Source organism: Mesorhizobium sp. WSM1343, assembly GCF_055901535.1.
Window position 1 is genome coordinate 3,737,951 of the sequence record NZ_CM148370.1, and the last position, 18,303, is coordinate 3,756,253.

An 18,303-nucleotide genomic window follows, 5' to 3' on the forward strand; every position below is an offset into this window, starting at 1 on the left:
CATGAGGTTAACCGTCGAGTAACATTAACGCGCTTTAATCATGCCTAGTTTGTACCGGGTATGTGCGGGTTAGTGCGATGCAACTCAGTGTTTTGAAGACAAACGGTCGCAATCTGGCGCGAGGCTGCGCCATTCTGATGGTCGCGGGTGCTGCTGCGGGGTGCAGTTCCCAGGTTTCGCGGTTCAATGGCGTCGACGACGTCTTTACATCCTCGACCAACAATCAGCGCGCCATCATCAACAAGCAGGATGCCGTACAGCAGCCCTATCCGGGCGATGTCGCCGCCGCTCCGATCGATGGCAGCCATACACAATCGGTCAGCCGCTCCAGCCTCGAGCCGGTCTCGACGCGGCCGCTGCCGCCGCCCGTTGCCCAAGCGCAGCAGGCGCCGGCATCGAAGCCGGTGCGCACCGCATTGGCCCCGGCACCGCATGTCGACAGGACCACGACCGGCACCGTCGCTCCGGCGGCGTCGCCTTTCAAGGTTTCGCAACCTGACGAACCCCGCGTGGCTGCTTCCGGCACTCCGCATGCAACCGAGATCGTCGTCAGGGACGGCGAAACGATCGGCGGCCTGGCGCAGCGGTACAAGGTGCCGTCCGACGTGATCATGAAGGTCAACGGGCTGAGCGCGACCAAGGGGCTAAAGACCGGCCAGAAGCTGGTCATCCCGGCCTATGCCTATTCCAGCAAGAGCGAGGCGAAGGTCGCGGATGCCAAGCCGGCGAAAGACGGCAAGCACAACCTGCCGGCCACTGCGCCGGACAAGGTCGCCGTTCTGCCGCAGCAGCCGAAGCCTAAGGAAGGCAAGTCCGCCGCTCAGGTCGACGCGTCGGCCGCAGCAAACCAGCCCAAGGAGCCCAAGCCGCAGGTTGCCAAGACGACCGGCGCTGCCGGGACCTACACGGTCCAGTCGGGCGACACGATGTCTTCGATTGCCAGGAAGACCGGCGTCGGCGTCGTTGCTCTAAAGCAGGCCAACGGGATGAAGGACGGACTGCTCAAGATCGGCCAGACCCTGAAGGTGCCGGCCGGCGGAACCGCGACCGTCGCCGCTGCCAAGCCGGCCAAGGTCGATCCGGTGACGACGGCCACCACGCAGCCCGCGGCAAAGACCACGCCGTCTGAAACGCTGGCGTCCTACACGCCGCCGAAAAAGGATTCGAAGGTCATCCAGCAGGCCGAGGCCGACGATGCCGTCGCGCCTGATGCCACCGGCATCGGCAAGATGCGCTGGCCGGTGCGCGGCCGCGTGATTTCCGGTTTCGGCTCGGGCAAGGACGGCGTCGATATCGCCGTGCCGACGGGCACGCCGGTCAAGGCGGCCGAGAACGGTGTCGTCATCTATGCCGGCGACGGCCTCAAGGAATTCGGCAACACGGTGCTGGTGCGCCACGAGAACGGCCTGGTCACCGTCTACGGCCATGCCAGTTCGATCGAGGTGCAGCGCGGCCAGAAGGTCAAGCGCGGCCAGGAGATCGCGCTGTCGGGCATGAGCGGCACGACGGACTCGCCGAAGCTGCACTTCGAAGTGCGCAAGAATTCGGCGCCAGTCGATCCCTCCGGTTATCTCGAATAGTCGGGGCTGTTTCGAATAGAAGAAAAAAAGCAATTTGCGGGCCGTCTGACCTCCAGTCCGGCCCGCCGGCTCAGCCCGTTCCGAAAGGAGCGGGCTTTTTCAGTTCCGGTGCGACGCGCCAGTCTTCAAGCTTCAAAGATGGTCGCGCAGAGTGTCGGCGATCATGACGCCAAGGCTGCTGGCCTTGACGCCGAGAAGCGTCTCCGCGTCGGAGGAATCGACCAGCAAGGGTTTGTCGAAGAGATAGCTCATCTCGATAAGCTCATGCATGCCCAATGCTTCCATTTCGGAGATGGAATAGGAGCGTGTTCCTGGAATTTCACGGTGAAGCATTGCCGCGGTCGCTCGGATGAGTTCCCGGGGTGGGGCGTGTTGCGATGGAACATGGAACGCCCGTCCCCATTCGCCCGCGTAGCGCGAGGCAGCGACCAGTGTCCTGGCCACGTCCTTCGTGAAGGACCAGGCGTGAGTTGCGTCGAGGTTTCCGATGAAAGCCGTCGGTTTCCCTTCGATTATGGAGGGCAGCGCGACCAGTGAGAAAGAGCTGATCGCGCCATGTCCAAGATAATCGCTGGACCGCACTTCGACGGCCGGCACGTCCGCACGGACCGCCCGCTGCCACATGATCGTCCGCGCGGTTCCTTTCTTCGAAGTCGGATCCAGAGACAGGTCGGAGTGAAGCGGGCTTTCGGCATCTTTGCCATAGCCATAGAGGTTTCCGAGCACCACAAGCTTCGCTCCGACCGCTTCGGCAGCCCGCACGGTGCCGTCGATGATTGGGAAAAAGTCGGTCGGCCAGCGGTGATAGGCGGCCATGGCGCACATGAAGATCGCGTCGGCGTTTCGGCTGATACGCGCCAGTTCCGCGGCATTGGTGGCGTCGGAGTGCACGGTCCGGACGTTTTGCAGCGCGTTCGAACCGACACTCCGGCTCGTCAAGACAACATCATGGCCTTCTTCGCCCAGAAGCCGCGCGGTCTCGCGACCAACCGGGCCTGCTCCCACAACAACATAGAAACTCATGGCATAACCTCTCATCCAAGTTTTATGGAGAGGCGTAGGTACATAGCCACGGCATTGAAAATCGCGCGGGAATTGCCAAGTCTTGAACAGGTTTTGCCATGAATCGAGAAAGCATGCTCTCGCAAGTCGCCCCGGCCCGATCCCCGTCCGACGTAACATTGGCCTCCCGGCATGTCGAAGCCGGGGTCCATCGTCTGCTCCGGGCGCCACACCATCGCATCATGGTGCATGCAAGTGCCGCGACGCGCTCCTACTGCCATGAGGTTGGACGGTATTTCGTCAGGCGCGCCGGCGACATCGACCTGGTGCCCGCCGGTCAGGAGGGTGGGTTCGAGGCTGAGACCCCGTTCGACACGATCGAGATCGCGTTACAACCGGCCTTGATGGAAAGGGTGGCAGCCGAACTTGGCGGCAAGGCGCGCGCATTGCCGCTCGGCACACGTCACCTGCTTCGTGACCAGCGCATCGAGCATCTCGCACGAGCACTGGAGAGCGATCTCAATGCGAAGGCGCCAGGCGGGTCGTTGTTTGTCGACAGCATCGGCGCCGCGCTCGCTGTGAGGCTGCTTGGCCTCGGTGAACCTGATATCGATCGCGCGAGCCGATTGTCGGATACTCAGCTCAAGCGCGTGCTGGAGCATATCGAGGTTGCGCTGCACGAACCCCTGTCGATCCATCGACTGAGCCGGGTTGCCCGGCGCCAGCAGTTCGCACTTGCGGACATGGTTCAAGGCGGCGACGGGCTTCACCCTGCACCGCTACGTGCTACGGCGTCGCGTCGAACGCGCACGCGTCCTGCTGCAGCAAGGCGATCTCAGCACAAGCGAAGTGGCGGAATTGACGGGCTTCGCGCACCAGTCACATCTGGCGCATTGGATGCGGCGTGAGATCGGCCAAACGCCGCGTGATTTGCGGCGGTCGCAGCCGCCCAAATGATCTTGTCATCGGATGGCGTTGGCGACGCTATCCAACGCATTAGTCCTTCAGCGGTTTGCCGAGCCGGCCAGCCAAATCCTGGGTGAACTGCCAGGCGACGCGGCCCGAGCGGCTGCCGCGGGTGGTCGCCCATTCCAGTGCTTCGGCGCGCAGCGTGTCGGGATCGATTGTCAGCCCGTGATGGCGGACATAGCCGTCGATCATGTCGAGATACTCGTCCTGTGAACATTTGTGGAAACCGAGCCACAGCCCGAAGCGGTCGGACAGCGACACCTTTTCCTCGACCGCTTCGGACGGGTTGATGGCGGTCGAGCGTTCATTGTCGATCATGTCGCGGGGCAACAGATGGCGGCGGTTCGAGGTGGCGTAGAAGATGACATTGGCTGGACGGCCCTCGACGCCGCCTTCGAGCGCTGCCTTGAGCGATTTGTAGGAGGTGTCGTCATGGTCGAAGGAGAGGTCGTCGCAAAACAGGATGAAGCGGAAGGGCGCCGCCTTCAGCAGACCCATCAGCTTCGGCAGCGTGTCGATGTCCTCGCGGTGGATCTCGATCAGCTTCAACGGCAGGTCGGACCTGGCCTTGGCGTTGATCTCCGCATGCACGGCCTTGACCAGCGACGATTTGCCCATGCCGCGCGCGCCCCACAACAACACATTGTTGGCCGGGTAACCGGCGGCGAAGCGTTCGGTGTTGTCGACAAGGATGTCGCGGACACGGTCGACGCCACGGATCAGTCCGATGTCGACGCGGTTAACCCTGTGCACCGGTTCCAGATAGCCCGGATCGGCCTGCCAAACGAAGCAATCGGCCTCGCGGAGGTCGGTTTGAGGCACCGGCGGCGGGGCAAGGCGGCTCACTGCTTCGATCAGCCGGTCGAGTTTCTGGTTCAGGGCCTCAATGCTGCTGTCGGTCATGTCTGTCTTTTGTTTTCGCGTTTTTGATGTCTTGGGGCGTGAAGCTGCCCGATTCCGCCTGATACAAAACCGGTTGCAACCTTTTGTTCGAGCATAATTTTTTGCGGAAACCGGCTCGCGCTTTTTGCGATCCTGCTCTAACACGGCTCAACAGGCCGGAAAAGCAGCCGATTTGGCCGGCCGCGCAGTTGCATTGACAACTTTACCGACTATATTCCGGCCAAATTTCAAGGGGCCGCCAGATTGGCGGCTGTTTTCAAAATTCAGGAGTACCTCGATGTTCGTGACACCGGCATACGCCCAAGGCGTCGGCGCTTCTCCCGACATGTTCATCAGCATTTTGCCGTTTGTCCTGATTTTCGTGATCATGTATTTTCTGATCATCCGGCCGCAGCGCACGCAGCTGAAGAAGCGTGGCGAGATGCTGGCCGCGGTCCGTCGCGGCGACACGGTCGTCACCGGCGGCGGCTTCGTCGGCAAGGTGACCAAGGTGATCGACGACAACGAGCTCGAGGTCGACCTTGGTAATGGCTTGAAGGTGACGGCGCTGCGCTCGACGATCGCCGATGTGCGCGTCAAGGGCGAGCCGGTGGCCAACCAGAACGCCAAGAAATAATCCAATTTTAGGCGGAGCGATCCGCGGACACGCTCTGACGGACGACGCCATATGTTGTATTTCTCGCGCTTCAAGATGATCCTGATCTGGGTGGCCGTGGCCATCACGGTGATCCTCGCCGCGCCCAACCTGTTCTCCGCCAGCACGCTGGCGCAACTGCCCAACTGGGTGCCGAAGCGGCAGATGACGCTCGGCCTCGACCTGCAGGGTGGTTCGCACATCTTGCTGGAAATGAACCAGAACGATCTGATCAAGGACCGGCTGGAGACGACGCGCGACGAAATCCGCACGCTGCTGCGCGACGCCAAGATCGGCTATACCGGCCTTGCCGGCACGGGGCGGACCCTGCAGGTTCGCATTACCGATCCCGCCCAGATCGATGCCGCCAAGACGGCGCTGAAGACGCTGACCGATCCGGTCGCCGCCGGCCTGTTCACCGGCGGTTCCGTGCAGGAAATGACGCTCGACGATTCCGAGCCCGGCCTGCTCAAGTTCAACGTCACCGATGCCGGCATCAAATACCGCACGTCGACCGCGCTGACGCAGTCGATCGAGGTGGTCGAACGCCGCGTCAACGAACTCGGCACGACCGAACCCATCGTGCAGCGGCAGGGCGATGATCGTATCCTCGTCCAGGTGCCGGGCCTTCAGGACCCGCAGAGGCTGAAGGAGATCCTCGGCCAGACCGCCAAGCTGACCTTCCAGATGGTCGACCAGTCGATGCCGGTGCAGGACGCGCTCAATGGCCGTCCGCCTGCCGGTTCGTCGGTCCTGTATTCGCAGGACGATCCGCCCGTCCCCTATCTGATCGAGAACCGCGTCATCGTTTCGGGGGAAAACCTCGTCGATGCGCAGGCGACCTACAATTCGCAGAACAACGAGCCGGTGGTGTCGTTCCGCTTCGATTCGAAGGGGGCGGCGCGCTTCGGCCAGGCCACGGCGCAAAATGTCGGCAAGCTGTTCGCCATCATCCTCGACAACCAGGTGATTTCGGCGCCGCAGATCCGCGAGCCGATCCTCGGCGGCACCGGCCAGATCTCCGGCAATTTCACCGCCCAGAGCGCCAACGATCTCGCCGTGCTGCTGCGCGCCGGCGCACTGCCGGCGACGTTGACGGTGATCGAAGAACGTACAGTGGGTCCGGGCCTTGGCCAGGATTCGATCCATGCCGGCAAGGTCGCCGGCATCATCGGTTCTATCCTCGTCGTTGCCTTCATGTTCGTCGCCTACGGCTTCCTCGGCTTCCTCGCCAACATCGCGCTGGCGGTGCACGTGGCGATGATCGTCGGCGTGCTCTCGCTGCTTGGCGCGACGCTGACCTTGCCTGGTATCGCCGGTATCGTGCTGACCATCGGCATGGCGGTCGATTCCAACGTGCTGATCTACGAGCGCATCCGCGAGGAGCGGCGCGCCGGCCGCTCGGTCATCCAGGCGATCGATACCGGTTTCACCAAGGCGCTGGCGACCATCGTCGATTCCAACATCACCTCCCTGATCGCCACCGTGGTGCTGTTCTATCTCGGTACCGGTCCGGTGAAGGGCTTTGCCATCACCTATGCCATCGGCATCCTGACGACCGTCTTCACCGCCTTCACCTTCACCCGTCTGCTGGTCTCGATCTGGCTGCGCCGGGCTCGCCCGAAGGAATTGCCGAAGGCGCCGGTGACCTTCGTTCCGCCCGGCACCAAGATCCCCTTCATGGGCATCCGTCGCTGGACGTTCACGCTGTCCAGCGCACTTTCGGTCCTGTCGGTGGTGCTGTTCATGACCGTCGGCATCAACTACGGCATCGATTTCAAGGGCGGTTCGCTGATCGAAGTGCAGGCCAAGAGCGGCAATGCCGATCTCGCCGACCTCCGCGCGCGGCTGACCGAACTCAACATCGGCGAAGTCCAGGTGCAGCAGTTCGGTACGCCGAACGACGTGCTGATCCGCGTCGGCACGCAGGATGGTGGCGAAAATGCCGAGCAGACCGTCATCGACAAGGTGCGCGGCGAGCTGCAGGATAATTACGATTTCCGCCGCGTCGAAGTGGTGGGACCGACCGTGTCCGGCGAGCTCGCCAAGCAAGGCACGATCGCCATGCTGATCGCGCTGCTCGGTATCCTGATCTATGTCTGGTTCCGCTTCGAATGGCAGTTCGCGGTCGGCGCCATCGTGGCGACGGTGCACGATGTGGTCATGACGCTCGGCTTCTTCGTCATCTCCGGGCTGGAGTTCAACCAGTCGTCACTGGCGGCGATCCTGACGATCATCGGCTATTCGCTGAACGATACGATCGTGGTCTATGACCGTGTCCGAGAGGATCTGCGAAAATACAAGCGCATGCCGCTGCCGCAACTCCTGAACAACGCCATCAACGAGACGCTGTCGAGAACGACGCTGACCTCGGTGACGACGATCCTGGCGCTGCTGGCGCTGGTTCTGTTCGGTGGCGAGGTGATCCGCTCGTTCACCATGGCCATGCTGTTCGGCGTGATCTTCGGCACCTATTCGTCGATCTTCATCGCCGCACCGCTGCTGATCCTGTTCAAGCTGCGGCCGCAGGCTTCAGCCGACGAGGAGAAGCCGGTCAATGGCGGCAAGGCGGTCGCGACCTGACGCGCCCCCCCCGAAGAGGTTTAACGGTGACCAGCAAAGGCATCGTCATCCGCGAGGCGCATTTCCCGGGCCGCGCGCCGATCGAAGCCTACGGCAATGGCGGATTCCGCTTTGCCGACATGTCGCATCGCGGTTCGCTGCTCTGTCTGCCATCCGGCATCCATGGCTGGGAGCCGGTGGACCCCTTGGCGCTGACGGTGGCGGATTTTGACAGGCTGCTGTCCGAGGCCGACAAGATCGAGATCCTGCTGGTCGGCATGGGCAGGGATCTTCGGCCGTTGCCCGCTGCATTGCGGGCCGCGCTGAAGGCCGCCGGCATTGCATCCGACCCGATGTCGACGGGTGCCGCGGTGCGGACCTACAATGTCCTTCTGGCGGAAGAGCGCGCCGTGGCCGCCGCGCTCATTGCCGTCGATTGATATGCCTCGAAGCGCTGAAATCGTCATGGACGCGGTGCGTGCCGCCGACCATGATCGCTATCTGACCGCGCTCTACGCGCCGGACGGCAAGCGCTACGCGCTGTTTTCGCTCTACGCCTTCAACGCGGAGATATCAGGTATTCGCGATCGCATCCATGAGGCGCTACCGGGCGAGGTGCGGCTGCAATGGTGGCGCGATGTCATTGCCGCCGGCGGCGAGGCCGGCGCCGGCCATCCCACTGCCGAAGCCGTGAACGCTACGATAGCGACATTCGGCCTGCCGAAGCCGGCCTTCGAGAACATGCTCGATGCGCGCATCTTCGACCTCTACGACGACCCGATGCCGTCGCGCACCGATCTGGAAGGCTATTGCGGTGAGACGGCCGCAGCACTCATCCAGCTTGCGGCGATGGTGCTCGACCCCGGCGAGGCGCCGCGCTTTGCCGAACTGGCGGGCAGGGCAGGCTGCGCACAGGCGATGACCGGCCTGCTGCTGCTGTTGCCGCTGCACCGCCAGCGCGGACAATGTTTTGTCCCGGCCGACATTCTGGCGGCAGCGGGATCGTCGCCGGAAGAATTCGTCACCGGCGACGGCGGACCCGGCGCCAAACGCGCGGTGGCGGCGATGATGGCGCTGGCACGGGAACATCTTTCCGCCTTCGAGAGGGGCGCACCGGCTCTGCCGGTCTCGCTGCGTCCGGCATTCCTGCCACTTGCCCTGTCACGCGCCTATCTCGGCAAGATGGAGAATGGCTCGCCGCTCGAAGGCGTGGCGCGGCTGTCGGCCTTGCGCCGGCATTGGCTGCTGCTGCGTCGTGCGAGCAAGGGTTGGCCTGCTCTTTGACGTAAACGTCAACCGTGCTAAGAAGTCTCCGCGCCAAAACTGTCGCCATAGACGACAGGCCGGCCGGAGGAGATACCCATTCAATGAGCTTGCCTTTGCTGGTTGCGATCGTCGCCCTTGGCATCGCGCTGTCGGTTGCCGCGGTGCATTTCACTGGCGGCAGCAAGACGGCGACGCTCAGTGGCGCAGATCATGCGAAGAGCCGGTTCGCCGAAGATTTTCCCGACGAGATCGTGGCGGCGGTCCGCCTGACAGCGGATGCCAGGACAGCGTTTTTGAATATCGGGCGACGGCGCATCGGGATCGTCCACAGCATCGGCGACTGCTTTTTGACCCGCATCGTCACGCCCCGGGATGTCGGGGTTTTGACCGCCGAAGAAGGGAATACGGTCTCGCTGCGGCTCGCCGATTTCACTTGGAAGGGCGGCCGCTTCCGCTTTGCCAGCGCAACGGATGCGCAAGGCTTGCTGAAGGCGCTTGAGCCGCAGAGTTTCGGCGGAGAGGCGGCATGATGGACGACTACAATTTTCCGCAGGTCACTCAACTGGCCATCCCGTTCTTCGTTGTCGCGATCCTGATCGAGCTTTGGTTGGTGCGCACCGGCCGTGCCAAGGGTTCGTTCGAAACGCGCGACACATTGACCAGCCTGATGATGGGTACCGGCAATGTCGTTGCCGGGCTGCTGCTTGGCGTCGTGTCCTACTGGGCGTTGCTGTGGCTCTGGCAGTTCCGCGTCTTCAATCTCGGCCTGTCGATCTGGGTCTTTCTGGTGGCCTTCCTGCTCGATGATCTGCGCTACTATTTCTATCACCGCATCGCGCACCGGGTGCGCTGGGTGTGGGCCGAACACGTCAACCACCATTCCAGCCAGCACTACAATCTGTCGACGGCGCTGCGGCAGAGCTGGACGGGCCTGTTCACCTTCATGTTCGTGCTGCAGGCGCCGCTGGTGCTGCTCGGCTTCCACCCGGCGGTCATTGCCTTCACCTTCGGCTTCAATTTGGTCTGGCAATTCTGGATCCACACCGAGACCATCGGCAAGATGTGGGGCTGGTTCGAGTTCGTCTTCAACACGCCCTCACACCACCGCGTCCACCACGCCACCAATCCGCGCTATCTCGACGCCAACTATGCCGGCACGCTGATCATCTGGGACCGCATGTTCGGCACCTTCGTCGGGGAACTGGAAGAAGACCGGCCGCGCTACGGCATCGTCAGGAATCTCGGCACCTTCAATCCGCTGAAGGTGGCATTCCATGAATGGATCGGCATGTTCAGGGATGCCTTTGCGCCCGGTCTGACCTTGAGCGATCGCCTGAACTATCTGATCAAGCCTCCCGGCTGGAGCCATGACGGCTCGCGCGAGACTTCGGAGAGTTTGAAGGCTGCCTATGTCAGGCGAAATCCTGCTGAGGCGGGGAAGCCGGGATTGCCAAGCGTGGGTGTCGAGCCCGCCGAGTAGAACTTCTTATGTCAGGAGGGTCCGTCGTCATCGCTGTCGTACGCCAATTGCGCGATTCGTTCCCTCACTTGCGAGATGGCGTGATCCAGCGGAATAGCGGGACGCGTATCTTCGATCGAAGCCTTTATCTTGGCCCGGATCGCGGCTAGGCGCTCGGCATGCTCCTCTTCCTCGCGCTGGAAGGCCCGGAGCGCCGCGCGGATGACTTCGCTCGCCGAGCCGAAAGAGCCGTCTTCGACTTTTTGGCGGATAAGGCGGGCCATTGCTGGCGTGACTGTGACAGAAAGTTTCTCGGCGAATTCCGTGGAACGGCTCCCATTGGACAGCAAGTGGGATTGTATCCTGCTTCATCCGTGCGGCCAACGATGAGGTCCTAGCGCCTGGGTTTCGCCCGGCCGGCTTCCGAACCATCCGGCATGGTGGCGCTAATGCGCCGAGTTGTGCCGAAATGCCGGCCGAATTCATGGCCCCCCAAATCTGTAAAATTGGCTTCGAACTCAACCAGCGCGTCGACAATAGCCGGCGCCTCCGAGCTGGGAGCCTCCTGCGTGAATCGTGCACTGAGGTAGACGCCATGAGGATGTGAGGGATCCAGACGGGCTTGGATCGCCCAGAAGGATGACAGCGAATAGATCGCTTTCATGAAATCCAGAATTAGCCGGTCATTGTAGGGACCTTCGACAGGCTGAACGGCAATGATTCTCTTCAAGCTTCGATCACGGTTCTCATTGTAATTTTCATTTTCGTACAGCCAACCTTGGCCCCCGTGAGGCTGACCTATTAGCGCCTCGATAGCGGGTATATGAACTTCGCGCAGCTTCCGCAGGTTGGTGCATCTGACATAGATGCTCCAGCAAATTTCGTAGTCGCCGGCGAAAGGTTCGCCACTCGGCGGCAGGTCCGACGGCAGAAGCTGGTGCAGCTCGGAGTGCTTGGCCACGGACTACTCGGCGGCTTGCGCTTGTGCCGGCAGCCCTAGCCATTCTCGGCAATCAGCCTGCGCACGCGATGTGATGGCGTGCCGCTTGGCAACGGTCTTGTCCTTGCCGCGCATGCGTTTGCCCTCGGCCTTCGGAGCTTCGACAGGTGGGAACAGGCCGAAATTGACGTTCATCGGCTGGAATGAGCGCTTTCCCGGCTCGTCATCGGAGACAATATGACCGCCGGTGATGTGGTTGAGCAGAGCGCCGAAGGCCGTGGTCAGCGGCGGCAGGGACGGAGCAAGGCCGAGCCGCTCCGCTGCGGCGAAGCGGCCGGCGAGCAGGCCGATGGCCGCACTTTCGACATAGCCTTCGCAGCCGGTGATCTGGCCGGCGAAACGCAGGCCGGGCCGCGACTTCAGTTGCAGCGAAGCGTCGAGCAAGGTCGGCGAGTTGATGTAGGTGTTGCGGTGCAGGCCGCCGAGACGGGCGAAATCAGCGTTTTCGAGACCCGGTATGGTGCGGAAGATGCGCACCTGCTCGGCATGCTTCAACTTGGTCTGGAAACCGACCATGTTGTAGAGCGTGCCCAGCGCATTGTCCTGCCGCAACTGGACGACGGCATAGGCCTTTACCGTCGGATTGTGGGCATTGGTCAGCCCCATCGGCTTCATAGGCCCGTAGCGTAGCGTCTCGACACCGCGCTCGGCCATGACTTCGATCGGCAGGCAGCCGTCGAAATAGGGCGTGCCTTCCCATTGCTTGAATTCGGTTTTCTGGCCGTCGACCAGCGCTTGCACGAAGGCAAGGTACTGGTCCTTGTCCATCGGACAATTGATGTAGTCCTTGCCGGTGCCGCCTGGCCCGACCTTGTCGTAGCGCGACTGGAACCAGCAGGTATTCATGTCGATCGTGTCGAAATGGATGATCGGCGCAATGGCGTCGAAGAAGGCGAGCGCATCGGCGCCGGTCGCTTCCGCGATCGACTGGGCAAGCCCGGGGGCGGTCAACGGACCCGTGGCAACGATCGCCTGGTCCCAATCCGTCGGCGGCAGACCTGGCACTTCCTCGCGCCGGATGGTGATCAGCGGGTGTGCTTCGAGTTTTTTCGTCACGGCATCGGCGAATCCGTCGCGATCGACGGCCAGCGCGCCGCCGGCCGGAACCTGGTTGGCGTCGCCGGCGCTCATGATCAACGAGCCGGCCAGCCGCATTTCGGCGTGCAACAGGCCGACCGCGTTGTTGTCGGCGTCGTCGGAGCGGAAGGAATTGGAACAGACGAGCTCGGCCAGGCTATCGGTCTTGTGCGCATCGGTGCCACGAACGGGCCGCATTTCATGCAGGATGACGGGCACGCCGGCTTGCGCTGCCTGCCAGGCGGCTTCGGAACCGGCGAGGCCGCCGCCGATGATGTGGATTGGGTTTTTGCTCATGAGCGCCGGAATAATCGCTTGGTGCGGCGATTGCAATTGCCGTGCGCGGTGCGGGGCAAACAGCTGCTGATGGGAGCGCCTCGTGAAAACAACAACACCCGCCGGGGGAGGAGGTCCGGCGGGTGTCGTTTTTCGGGTCGACCTTCGGGAGGAGGTGAAGGCCGGCCATATTCGTCATCGCCGGGGAGGAGGTCGGCTTTGACGAAATTCCTTTCGCCATTTTTAGAAGGGGCGAAACCTCTGGAGCAAAATTCGTCTTGCCCCTGGGAAACAACGCCCGCCGCGGGAGGAGGTGCGGCGGGCGCCGTTTTTGTGGCCAACCCTCGGGAGGAGGTGAAGGTCGGGCCGATTCGTCATCGCCGGGGAGGAGGTCGGCTTTGACGAAAACTCTTTCGCTGTTTGAAAAGGAGCGAAACCTTTGGGGCAAAATTCGATTTGCCGGGAACAACGCCCGCCGCGGGAGGAGGTGCGGCGGGCGCCGTTTTGGTGGTCAACCCTTGGGAGGAGGTGAGGGGTGACCGTATTCGTCAAGGTCGGGGAGGAGGTCGACCCTGGCGAAATTCTGTCTAGATCGCCTGGCGGGCGATGATCTTGATTTCGTCGCGGACGATACCGAGATCATGCAGCTGGCGGTTCGAAAGGCGACCCAGCTCGGTAACCGTCTCGCGATAAACGCGCCAGTTACGATAGTTGCGGATCAGGTTCATTGTCGTTCTCTTTTTCAAAACTGGTTCGGACCATTCGCGGTCCGAAGAATTAGACCGCCTTGCGAGCGACGTAAGGAATGTCGCTGCGGCTGATGCCGAGGTCGGTCAGTTCACGGTTGCTCAGGCGGCTCAGCTCGGACACGGTGTCCCTGTAGCGGCGCCAGTTGCGGTAGTTGCGGATCAGGTTCATGGTAGTTCTCGTTTCGTCTTTCTTGCGGATCATTCCGTTTGTGCACGAACTATAAATAGGCGGACCCATATCGATTTAAAAGCGCTATGGCTGCATGGCAGCAATGCAAATTGTGCAATGCAGCATTAACGCTCGTTCACGGACCTGACACAAAGAAACCCGAATCGGAAAATGCCTAAGCGTCAACGGCTTGACCGGATCGGCTGCAAAAAAGACCAAACTTGGGGGGAGAAGCAGCATGGCGAGCTATTCGTCGCGGGTCAGGGCGGATATCGCGCGCTGGCAGCAGGCCGGCATGATCGACGCCGCGACGGCCGATTCGCTGGCGCGCGATGTCGAGGCCAACGAGCGCAAGTCGCTGAGCTTCGGCTCGATCCTGGCTATGATGGCCGCCTTGCTGTTCGGCGCCGCCATCCTGATTTTCGTCGCCGCCAATTGGGACGCGATCCCGAGGCTGGCGCGCGTGGCGGCGCTGTTTGCCGTCATCCTTGGCGGCTATGTCGGCGGCGCGGTGCTGAAGGCCCGCGACCATGCGGCAATCGGGGAAGCGCTGTGGATCGTGGCGGCCGCGGCTTTCGGCGGCTCGATCGCGCTGATCGGCCAGATGTATCATCTCTCGGGCGACGAGGCCTCGGCTCTGGTGACCTGGGGAGCCGGCACGGCGCTGGCGGCGGTTGCGCTGCGATCGAACCCGCTGACGGTGGCTTCGGTCGGCATCGCCGATGCCTGGCTGGTCCTCAAAGGCTTCGACTATTACAGCCGCAGCGATTTTCCGCACGGCTTCGTCGTGATGGCGATCGTGCTGTTTGCCGTCTCGTTCTGGACCCGCAGCCAGGCGGCGCGCCACCTGATTATCCTGTCGGTGCTGTTCTATCTCATGCTGCTGGTCACCAACCACGACACGCTGCAGGTGGCGATCCCGCTGGTCGTCGCCTCGGCGCTGCTGTTCGCGGCCTCGGTCTTCGCGCCTGGCCCGGTCGACCGGGTCGTGCAACTCGGCGGCCGCTTGCCCTTGCACGCGCTGCTCGCCTTCCTCACCGGCCTCGCAATGATCCAGTTCGAACTCGCCGACGAGAGCACCTACAACAGCGGTTTTGCCCTCGCTTCGGCGATCGCGCTGGCCGGTGTTGTCGCCGCGATCGTGCTGGCAGGACGGGAGAGCCGTGGGCTACGCTGGCTTGCCTATCTCGGCTTCGCCTTCGAACTCGCCATCATCTATGTCGTGACCCTGCAATCGATGCTCGATACGGCCGGTTTCTTCCTGGCCGCCGCGGTGCTGCTCGGCATCCTCGCGATCGTCATCATCCGCGTGGAAAAACGCATGAAGGGCCCAGACGCCAAGGGAGCCACGGCATGATCACCGGGAAAAGGCTTGTCATCTCGGCGCTGGTGCTGGCGCTCGTCCAGATAGGCTTCCTGAGCTGGATCATCGCCGGCCGGGCGGCGATCCTGCGCAACGGCAAGGAAGTGCTGCTGAAGATCGAACCCGTCGATCCGCGCGACCTCCTGCGCGGCGACTATATTATCCTGGGCTACGAGATTTCACGCATACCGGTGAAAATGATCGCCAACATTCCGCCCGACAAATTTTCAAGCGACGATACGTCGATTGTGGTGCGCCTGAAGAAGGGCGCCGACGGCTATTGGCAGCCGACGGCCGCCTGGTTCGGCAAGGCGCCAACGATGGCAACCGCCGACGAGGCCGATATTCTAGGCCACATCGCCGAAGGCTGGGACCTTCGCGGCGAAGAGGCGACCATCGCGCCGGACTATGGCATCGAGCGCTTCTATCTGCCGGAAGGCGAGGGGATGGCGATCCAGAACGACATGCGGGTGCGGCCATTCGGCATCCGTCTTGCGCTTGCCGGCGACGGCACCGCGCAGATCAAGGCGCTGGTCGACGGCGACAAGACGCTGTTCGAGGAACCACTCTACTAAGTCCCTTATTTCCGATGGTGTGAAGCATGCCAGTTAGCCTGTCGACGCGTGAAGACATCAACCTCGACACTGTCTTCCGCGTCGCCTGGAAGAAGGACACGGTGGAGATCAGCGAGAAGGCCTTGCAGCGCATCGCCGAATGCCGCGTCTCGTTTCTGAAGCTGATTGAATCCGATCCGCCACCGGTCATCTATGGCGTCACAACCGCCATGGGGGAATTGGCAAGCCGAAAGCTCGAACCTGACGAGCGTGATCGCCATGCGCGCATAAAGGCGTTTGCCGCCGCCACCTCGTTCGGCGATCCCTTGCCGGATCGCGTGGTCAGGGCGATCGTGCTTGCCCGTCTGACAAACTTCATCGAGGGCAACGCCGCCACCACGCCGCGCATCGCGCTTGCCGTGGCCGCGATGCTCGACGGTGGGCCGATGCCTGTCGTGCCGGCCTCCGGCCAGGGCGGCGCCGGTGAGATCCTGGCGCTCTATCCCTTGTTTGCAGAACTTTCGACGCGCTTCGACCTCGAGGTCAAGGAACGCGGCTCGCTCATCAACGGCTCGCCCTGCGCCGCCGCTTTGGTGGCCGACGCAGCGCTCGCGGGGCGCCGCCGCATCCGCATGGCGCAAAAAGTTTTCGCGCTGTCGATCGAAGCGTTTCGCGCGCCGCTCGAGCACTATGACGCGGCGCTCGACACGCTCTGGGGCGATGAGCATGAAACGGCTGCCCTGCAGGGATTGCGGGAGTTTCTGGTTGGCGCCGGCGATGGGCGACGCAACTATCAGGCGCCGGTCAGCTACCGCATCGTGCCGCGCGTCCTCGGCCAGGCGCATCGTGCGCTGGCGACGGCCGAGCGGGCGGCCAATGTGTCGCTGGCCTCGATATCGGACAATCCCGTCTACATCCCGCCCGACGATGCAGATCGGCTCGGCCGCTGCATCTCGACCGGCGGCTATCACAATGCGATGGCAACGCCGGCGCTGGACGATCTGGCGGCGATATGGGCCGACATCTGCCTGCTCTGCGACCGCCACGCCTCGAAGCTTCTGAACGGCAAGGTGTCGCTGCTGCCGGATCTGCTGATGACCGGACGTCACTCAGCCGATAGCGATGGCCATGGCAATGTCGGCTATGTGCCGATGGCGATCACCGGCTATCTCGAGCAGGCCAAGCTGGCCGCACAGCGCACCTTCATTCCGGGCACGGAATCGGCTGGCGCGGGGCAGGACGACGTCGCCACGACGGCATTCTTCGCATGGACCAAGGAAGCGACCGCCGGCCGCTGCGTCGATGCCGCCATGGCGATGCTGGCAATGATCGCCTCGCAGGCGCTGCACGTCACCGAACGGACGCCGCCGCCGGCACTGCGTTCCTTCGTCGATCAAATCAGAGCTATCGTGCCGCCTGTCGGCGCCGATCGCGTGCTGGGACCGGAGCTTGCCAGGTTGGCGGAATGGTTCACTGAGAAAGTGTTCGAGGCGTAGAGATGCCGACAAGCTGTAGCCAGTGAAATTGGTGCGCCTGAACGGATGAAGTACGAACCTGAGAACACTCCTTCATCTAACGAACTTAGGGTGGCACGCCACCGAAGCTCGAAGAGCGAAGGGTGGTGCGGACGACGGGAATCGAACCCGTACGATCAGAGATCGAGGGATTTTAAGTCCCTTGCGTCTACCAATTCCGCCACGTCCGCAGGCCAGCCCTTTTCAGACGCCAGACACAGGCCGTCAAGTCGTGTTGTTGAGCGTTCGCCGAACGTGCAAACAGACCGGGCGGCTTGATGATACTGGCGCGATCACGGAATTATCGGCGCGGCGGGTAGTGGTAGGATGCCTTGTGGTGGATTTGATCCGCCAAGGCCGGCGCCTCTCAGGCCCAACCCATTCCCCCCGCCCACTGGGAGCGTCGGCCACCCTTCCATGAAGAGAGCCCCTCAAGTGGTCGCCTGGGCCGGCAGCGTCGCGATTGTGGGCCTGGTCAGAACTTGTAGCTCAAATTGATCCCGACCGTATTCAGCTTCACGTTCTGATCGCGATCGTTAAAGGGTTCTGCCACCTCGTAGTGCTCGGAGCCGAAATCATAGTAGCGATACTGCGCGCCGACGACGAACTTGTCGGTCAGCGCGTAGTCGACGCCGGCACCCACGGTCCAGCCGACATTCGTGCGCGTGCTGTCGAACGCCGGACCCGCGACTTGCGATGTTTCGATGCCGGCAAAGGCGACGCCGCCAATGCCGTAGACCAGCAGGCGGTCCATGGCGTAACCCGCCTTGGCGTTGACCGACCCGAACCACTTGATGTCGGTGCCGAATGTGCTTCCCAGCGCCGATACCGTCGTGCCGCCGACCGAGGAATAGTTGAGGTCCGCCTCGGCGCCGAGCACCGCCTGGTCGAATTGCCACAGGCCGGCGACGTGGCCGCCGACAAAACCGCCGTCAATGTCGGGCGCGATGGAAAACGGCGCACCTTCTGTCACCGATACATCGGATTGGCCCCAGCCATAGCCGGCCTGCAGACCAGCGTAATAGCCCGTCCAGTCGAATCCGGGCGCGGTCATCGGCACGTCGACCGCTGGGTCGGCTGCAAAAGCCGGCACGGCCAGAACGGCAAGGAAACCGGCACTAGCGACCATCAATCGACGCATCGAACTCCCCGAAATGACGGTTCAGAAAGATCCTCGTCAGAAGGATAACCGCATTCGCCGCAATCGCAATCCCCCTGTCGCCGTA

General features: G+C 62.5%; 18 protein-coding genes, 1 tRNA gene and 1 pseudogene. 11 read left to right on the forward strand and 9 right to left on the reverse strand.

The genetic code is table 11. The features are described 5' to 3' along the window. Positions 1-77: 77 nt before the first annotated feature. Complete coding sequence (locus AC0NIL_RS18120) at positions 78-1,580, forward strand: peptidoglycan DD-metalloendopeptidase family protein (protein ID WP_127367304.1); 1,503 nt, start codon at positions 78-80, stop codon at positions 1,578-1,580. 132 nt (positions 1,581-1,712) lie between these two features. Here AC0NIL_RS18120 and AC0NIL_RS18125 read toward each other — a convergent pair whose 3' ends face one another. Then, positions 1,713-2,603 carry an NAD-dependent epimerase/dehydratase family protein gene (locus tag AC0NIL_RS18125; RefSeq protein ID WP_473573166.1) on the reverse strand — a complete coding sequence of 297 codons (891 nt, stop codon included), beginning with the start codon at positions 2,601-2,603 and terminating at the stop codon, positions 1,713-1,715. 113 nt (positions 2,604-2,716) lie between these two features. Here AC0NIL_RS18125 and AC0NIL_RS18130 point away from each other — a divergent pair. Next, positions 2,717-3,539 (forward strand): annotated as a pseudogene (locus AC0NIL_RS18130) (helix-turn-helix domain-containing protein). 39 nt (positions 3,540-3,578) lie between these two features. Here AC0NIL_RS18130 and AC0NIL_RS18135 read toward each other — a convergent pair. Further along, positions 3,579-4,454: an ATP-binding protein gene (locus AC0NIL_RS18135; protein ID WP_024503854.1), complete on the reverse strand. Its 876-nt coding sequence runs from the start codon at positions 4,452-4,454 to the stop codon at positions 3,579-3,581. Positions 4,455-4,731: 277 nt separating this feature from the next. Here AC0NIL_RS18135 and yajC point away from each other — a divergent pair, with 277 nt between their 5' ends. From yajC to AC0NIL_RS18165, 6 genes are all read left to right on the forward strand, one after another. Then, on the forward strand, positions 4,732-5,070 hold the full coding sequence (yajC, locus tag AC0NIL_RS18140) for a preprotein translocase subunit YajC (protein ID WP_013531305.1): 339 nt from the start codon (positions 4,732-4,734) through the stop codon (positions 5,068-5,070). A 51-nt stretch (positions 5,071-5,121) separates the two neighbouring features. After that, positions 5,122-7,671, forward strand: coding sequence for a protein translocase subunit SecDF (gene secDF / locus AC0NIL_RS18145; RefSeq protein WP_275952926.1), 2,550 nt, complete (start codon positions 5,122-5,124; stop codon positions 7,669-7,671). Between the two features lie 26 nt (positions 7,672-7,697). After that, positions 7,698-8,090 (forward strand): Mth938-like domain-containing protein, encoded by a 393-nt coding sequence (locus AC0NIL_RS18150; protein ID WP_027160422.1) that lies wholly within the window; start codon positions 7,698-7,700, stop codon positions 8,088-8,090. A gap of 1 nt (position 8,091) precedes the next feature. Then, positions 8,092-8,934: a phytoene/squalene synthase family protein gene (locus AC0NIL_RS18155; protein WP_275952929.1), complete on the forward strand. Its 843-nt coding sequence runs from the start codon at positions 8,092-8,094 to the stop codon at positions 8,932-8,934. 83 nt (positions 8,935-9,017) lie between these two features. Then, on the forward strand, positions 9,018-9,446 hold the full coding sequence (locus AC0NIL_RS18160; RefSeq protein WP_275952930.1) for a hypothetical protein: 429 nt from the start codon (positions 9,018-9,020) through the stop codon (positions 9,444-9,446). Then, a complete protein-coding gene (locus AC0NIL_RS18165) occupies positions 9,446-10,396 on the forward strand; it encodes a sterol desaturase family protein (protein WP_174564975.1) in 951 nt (316 codons plus the stop codon). The genes AC0NIL_RS18160 and AC0NIL_RS18165 overlap by 1 nt, the downstream gene beginning before the upstream one ends. Positions 10,397-10,407: 11 nt before the next feature. Here AC0NIL_RS18165 and AC0NIL_RS18170 read toward each other — a convergent pair whose 3' ends face one another. From AC0NIL_RS18170 to AC0NIL_RS18190, 5 genes are all read right to left on the reverse strand, one after another. Continuing rightward, the gene (locus AC0NIL_RS18170) at positions 10,408-10,725 is read right to left on the reverse strand and encodes a type II toxin-antitoxin system ParD family antitoxin (protein WP_082827420.1); all 318 of its coding nucleotides are present in this window, start codon (positions 10,723-10,725) and stop codon (positions 10,408-10,410) included. A gap of 44 nt (positions 10,726-10,769) precedes the next feature. Then, positions 10,770-11,336 (reverse strand): hypothetical protein, encoded by a 567-nt coding sequence (locus AC0NIL_RS18175; protein WP_013531312.1) that lies wholly within the window; start codon positions 11,334-11,336, stop codon positions 10,770-10,772. A 3-nt stretch (positions 11,337-11,339) separates the two neighbouring features. Next, positions 11,340-12,749, reverse strand: coding sequence for a methylenetetrahydrofolate--tRNA-(uracil(54)-C(5))-methyltransferase (FADH(2)-oxidizing) TrmFO (gene trmFO / locus AC0NIL_RS18180; RefSeq protein WP_063168111.1), 1,410 nt, complete (start codon positions 12,747-12,749; stop codon positions 11,340-11,342). 566 nt (positions 12,750-13,315) lie between these two features. Beyond that, a complete protein-coding gene (locus tag AC0NIL_RS18185; RefSeq protein ID WP_013531314.1) occupies positions 13,316-13,456 on the reverse strand; it encodes a DUF1127 domain-containing protein in 141 nt (46 codons plus the stop codon). Positions 13,457-13,505: 49 nt separating this feature from the next. After that, the gene (locus tag AC0NIL_RS18190; protein WP_013531315.1) at positions 13,506-13,646 is read right to left on the reverse strand and encodes a DUF1127 domain-containing protein; all 141 of its coding nucleotides are present in this window, start codon (positions 13,644-13,646) and stop codon (positions 13,506-13,508) included. Positions 13,647-13,884: 238 nt separating this feature from the next. Here AC0NIL_RS18190 and AC0NIL_RS18195 point away from each other — a divergent pair, with 238 nt between their 5' ends. Genes AC0NIL_RS18195 through AC0NIL_RS18205 form a run of 3 tightly spaced genes read left to right on the forward strand, consistent with a single transcriptional unit; the run spans position 13,885 to position 17,059 of the window. Then, positions 13,885-15,003, forward strand: a complete 1,119-nt coding sequence (locus AC0NIL_RS18195; RefSeq protein WP_063168110.1) for a DUF2157 domain-containing protein — start codon at positions 13,885-13,887, stop codon at positions 15,001-15,003. Then, on the forward strand, positions 15,000-15,584 hold the full coding sequence (locus AC0NIL_RS18200; RefSeq protein ID WP_063168109.1) for a GDYXXLXY domain-containing protein: 585 nt from the start codon (positions 15,000-15,002) through the stop codon (positions 15,582-15,584). The genes AC0NIL_RS18195 and AC0NIL_RS18200 overlap by 4 nt, the downstream gene beginning before the upstream one ends. A gap of 26 nt (positions 15,585-15,610) precedes the next feature. Next, complete coding sequence (locus AC0NIL_RS18205; RefSeq protein WP_063172313.1) at positions 15,611-17,059, forward strand: aromatic amino acid lyase; 1,449 nt, start codon at positions 15,611-15,613, stop codon at positions 17,057-17,059. A 123-nt stretch (positions 17,060-17,182) separates the two neighbouring features. Here AC0NIL_RS18205 and AC0NIL_RS18210 read toward each other — a convergent pair. Both AC0NIL_RS18210 and AC0NIL_RS18215 read right to left on the reverse strand, forming a co-directional pair. Next, positions 17,183-17,268 (reverse strand) — tRNA-Leu (locus AC0NIL_RS18210). A 284-nt stretch (positions 17,269-17,552) separates the two neighbouring features. Next, positions 17,553-18,218 carry an outer membrane protein gene (locus tag AC0NIL_RS18215; RefSeq protein WP_027160415.1) on the reverse strand — a complete coding sequence of 222 codons (666 nt, stop codon included), beginning with the start codon at positions 18,216-18,218 and terminating at the stop codon, positions 17,553-17,555. Positions 18,219-18,303 lie beyond the last annotated feature (85 nt).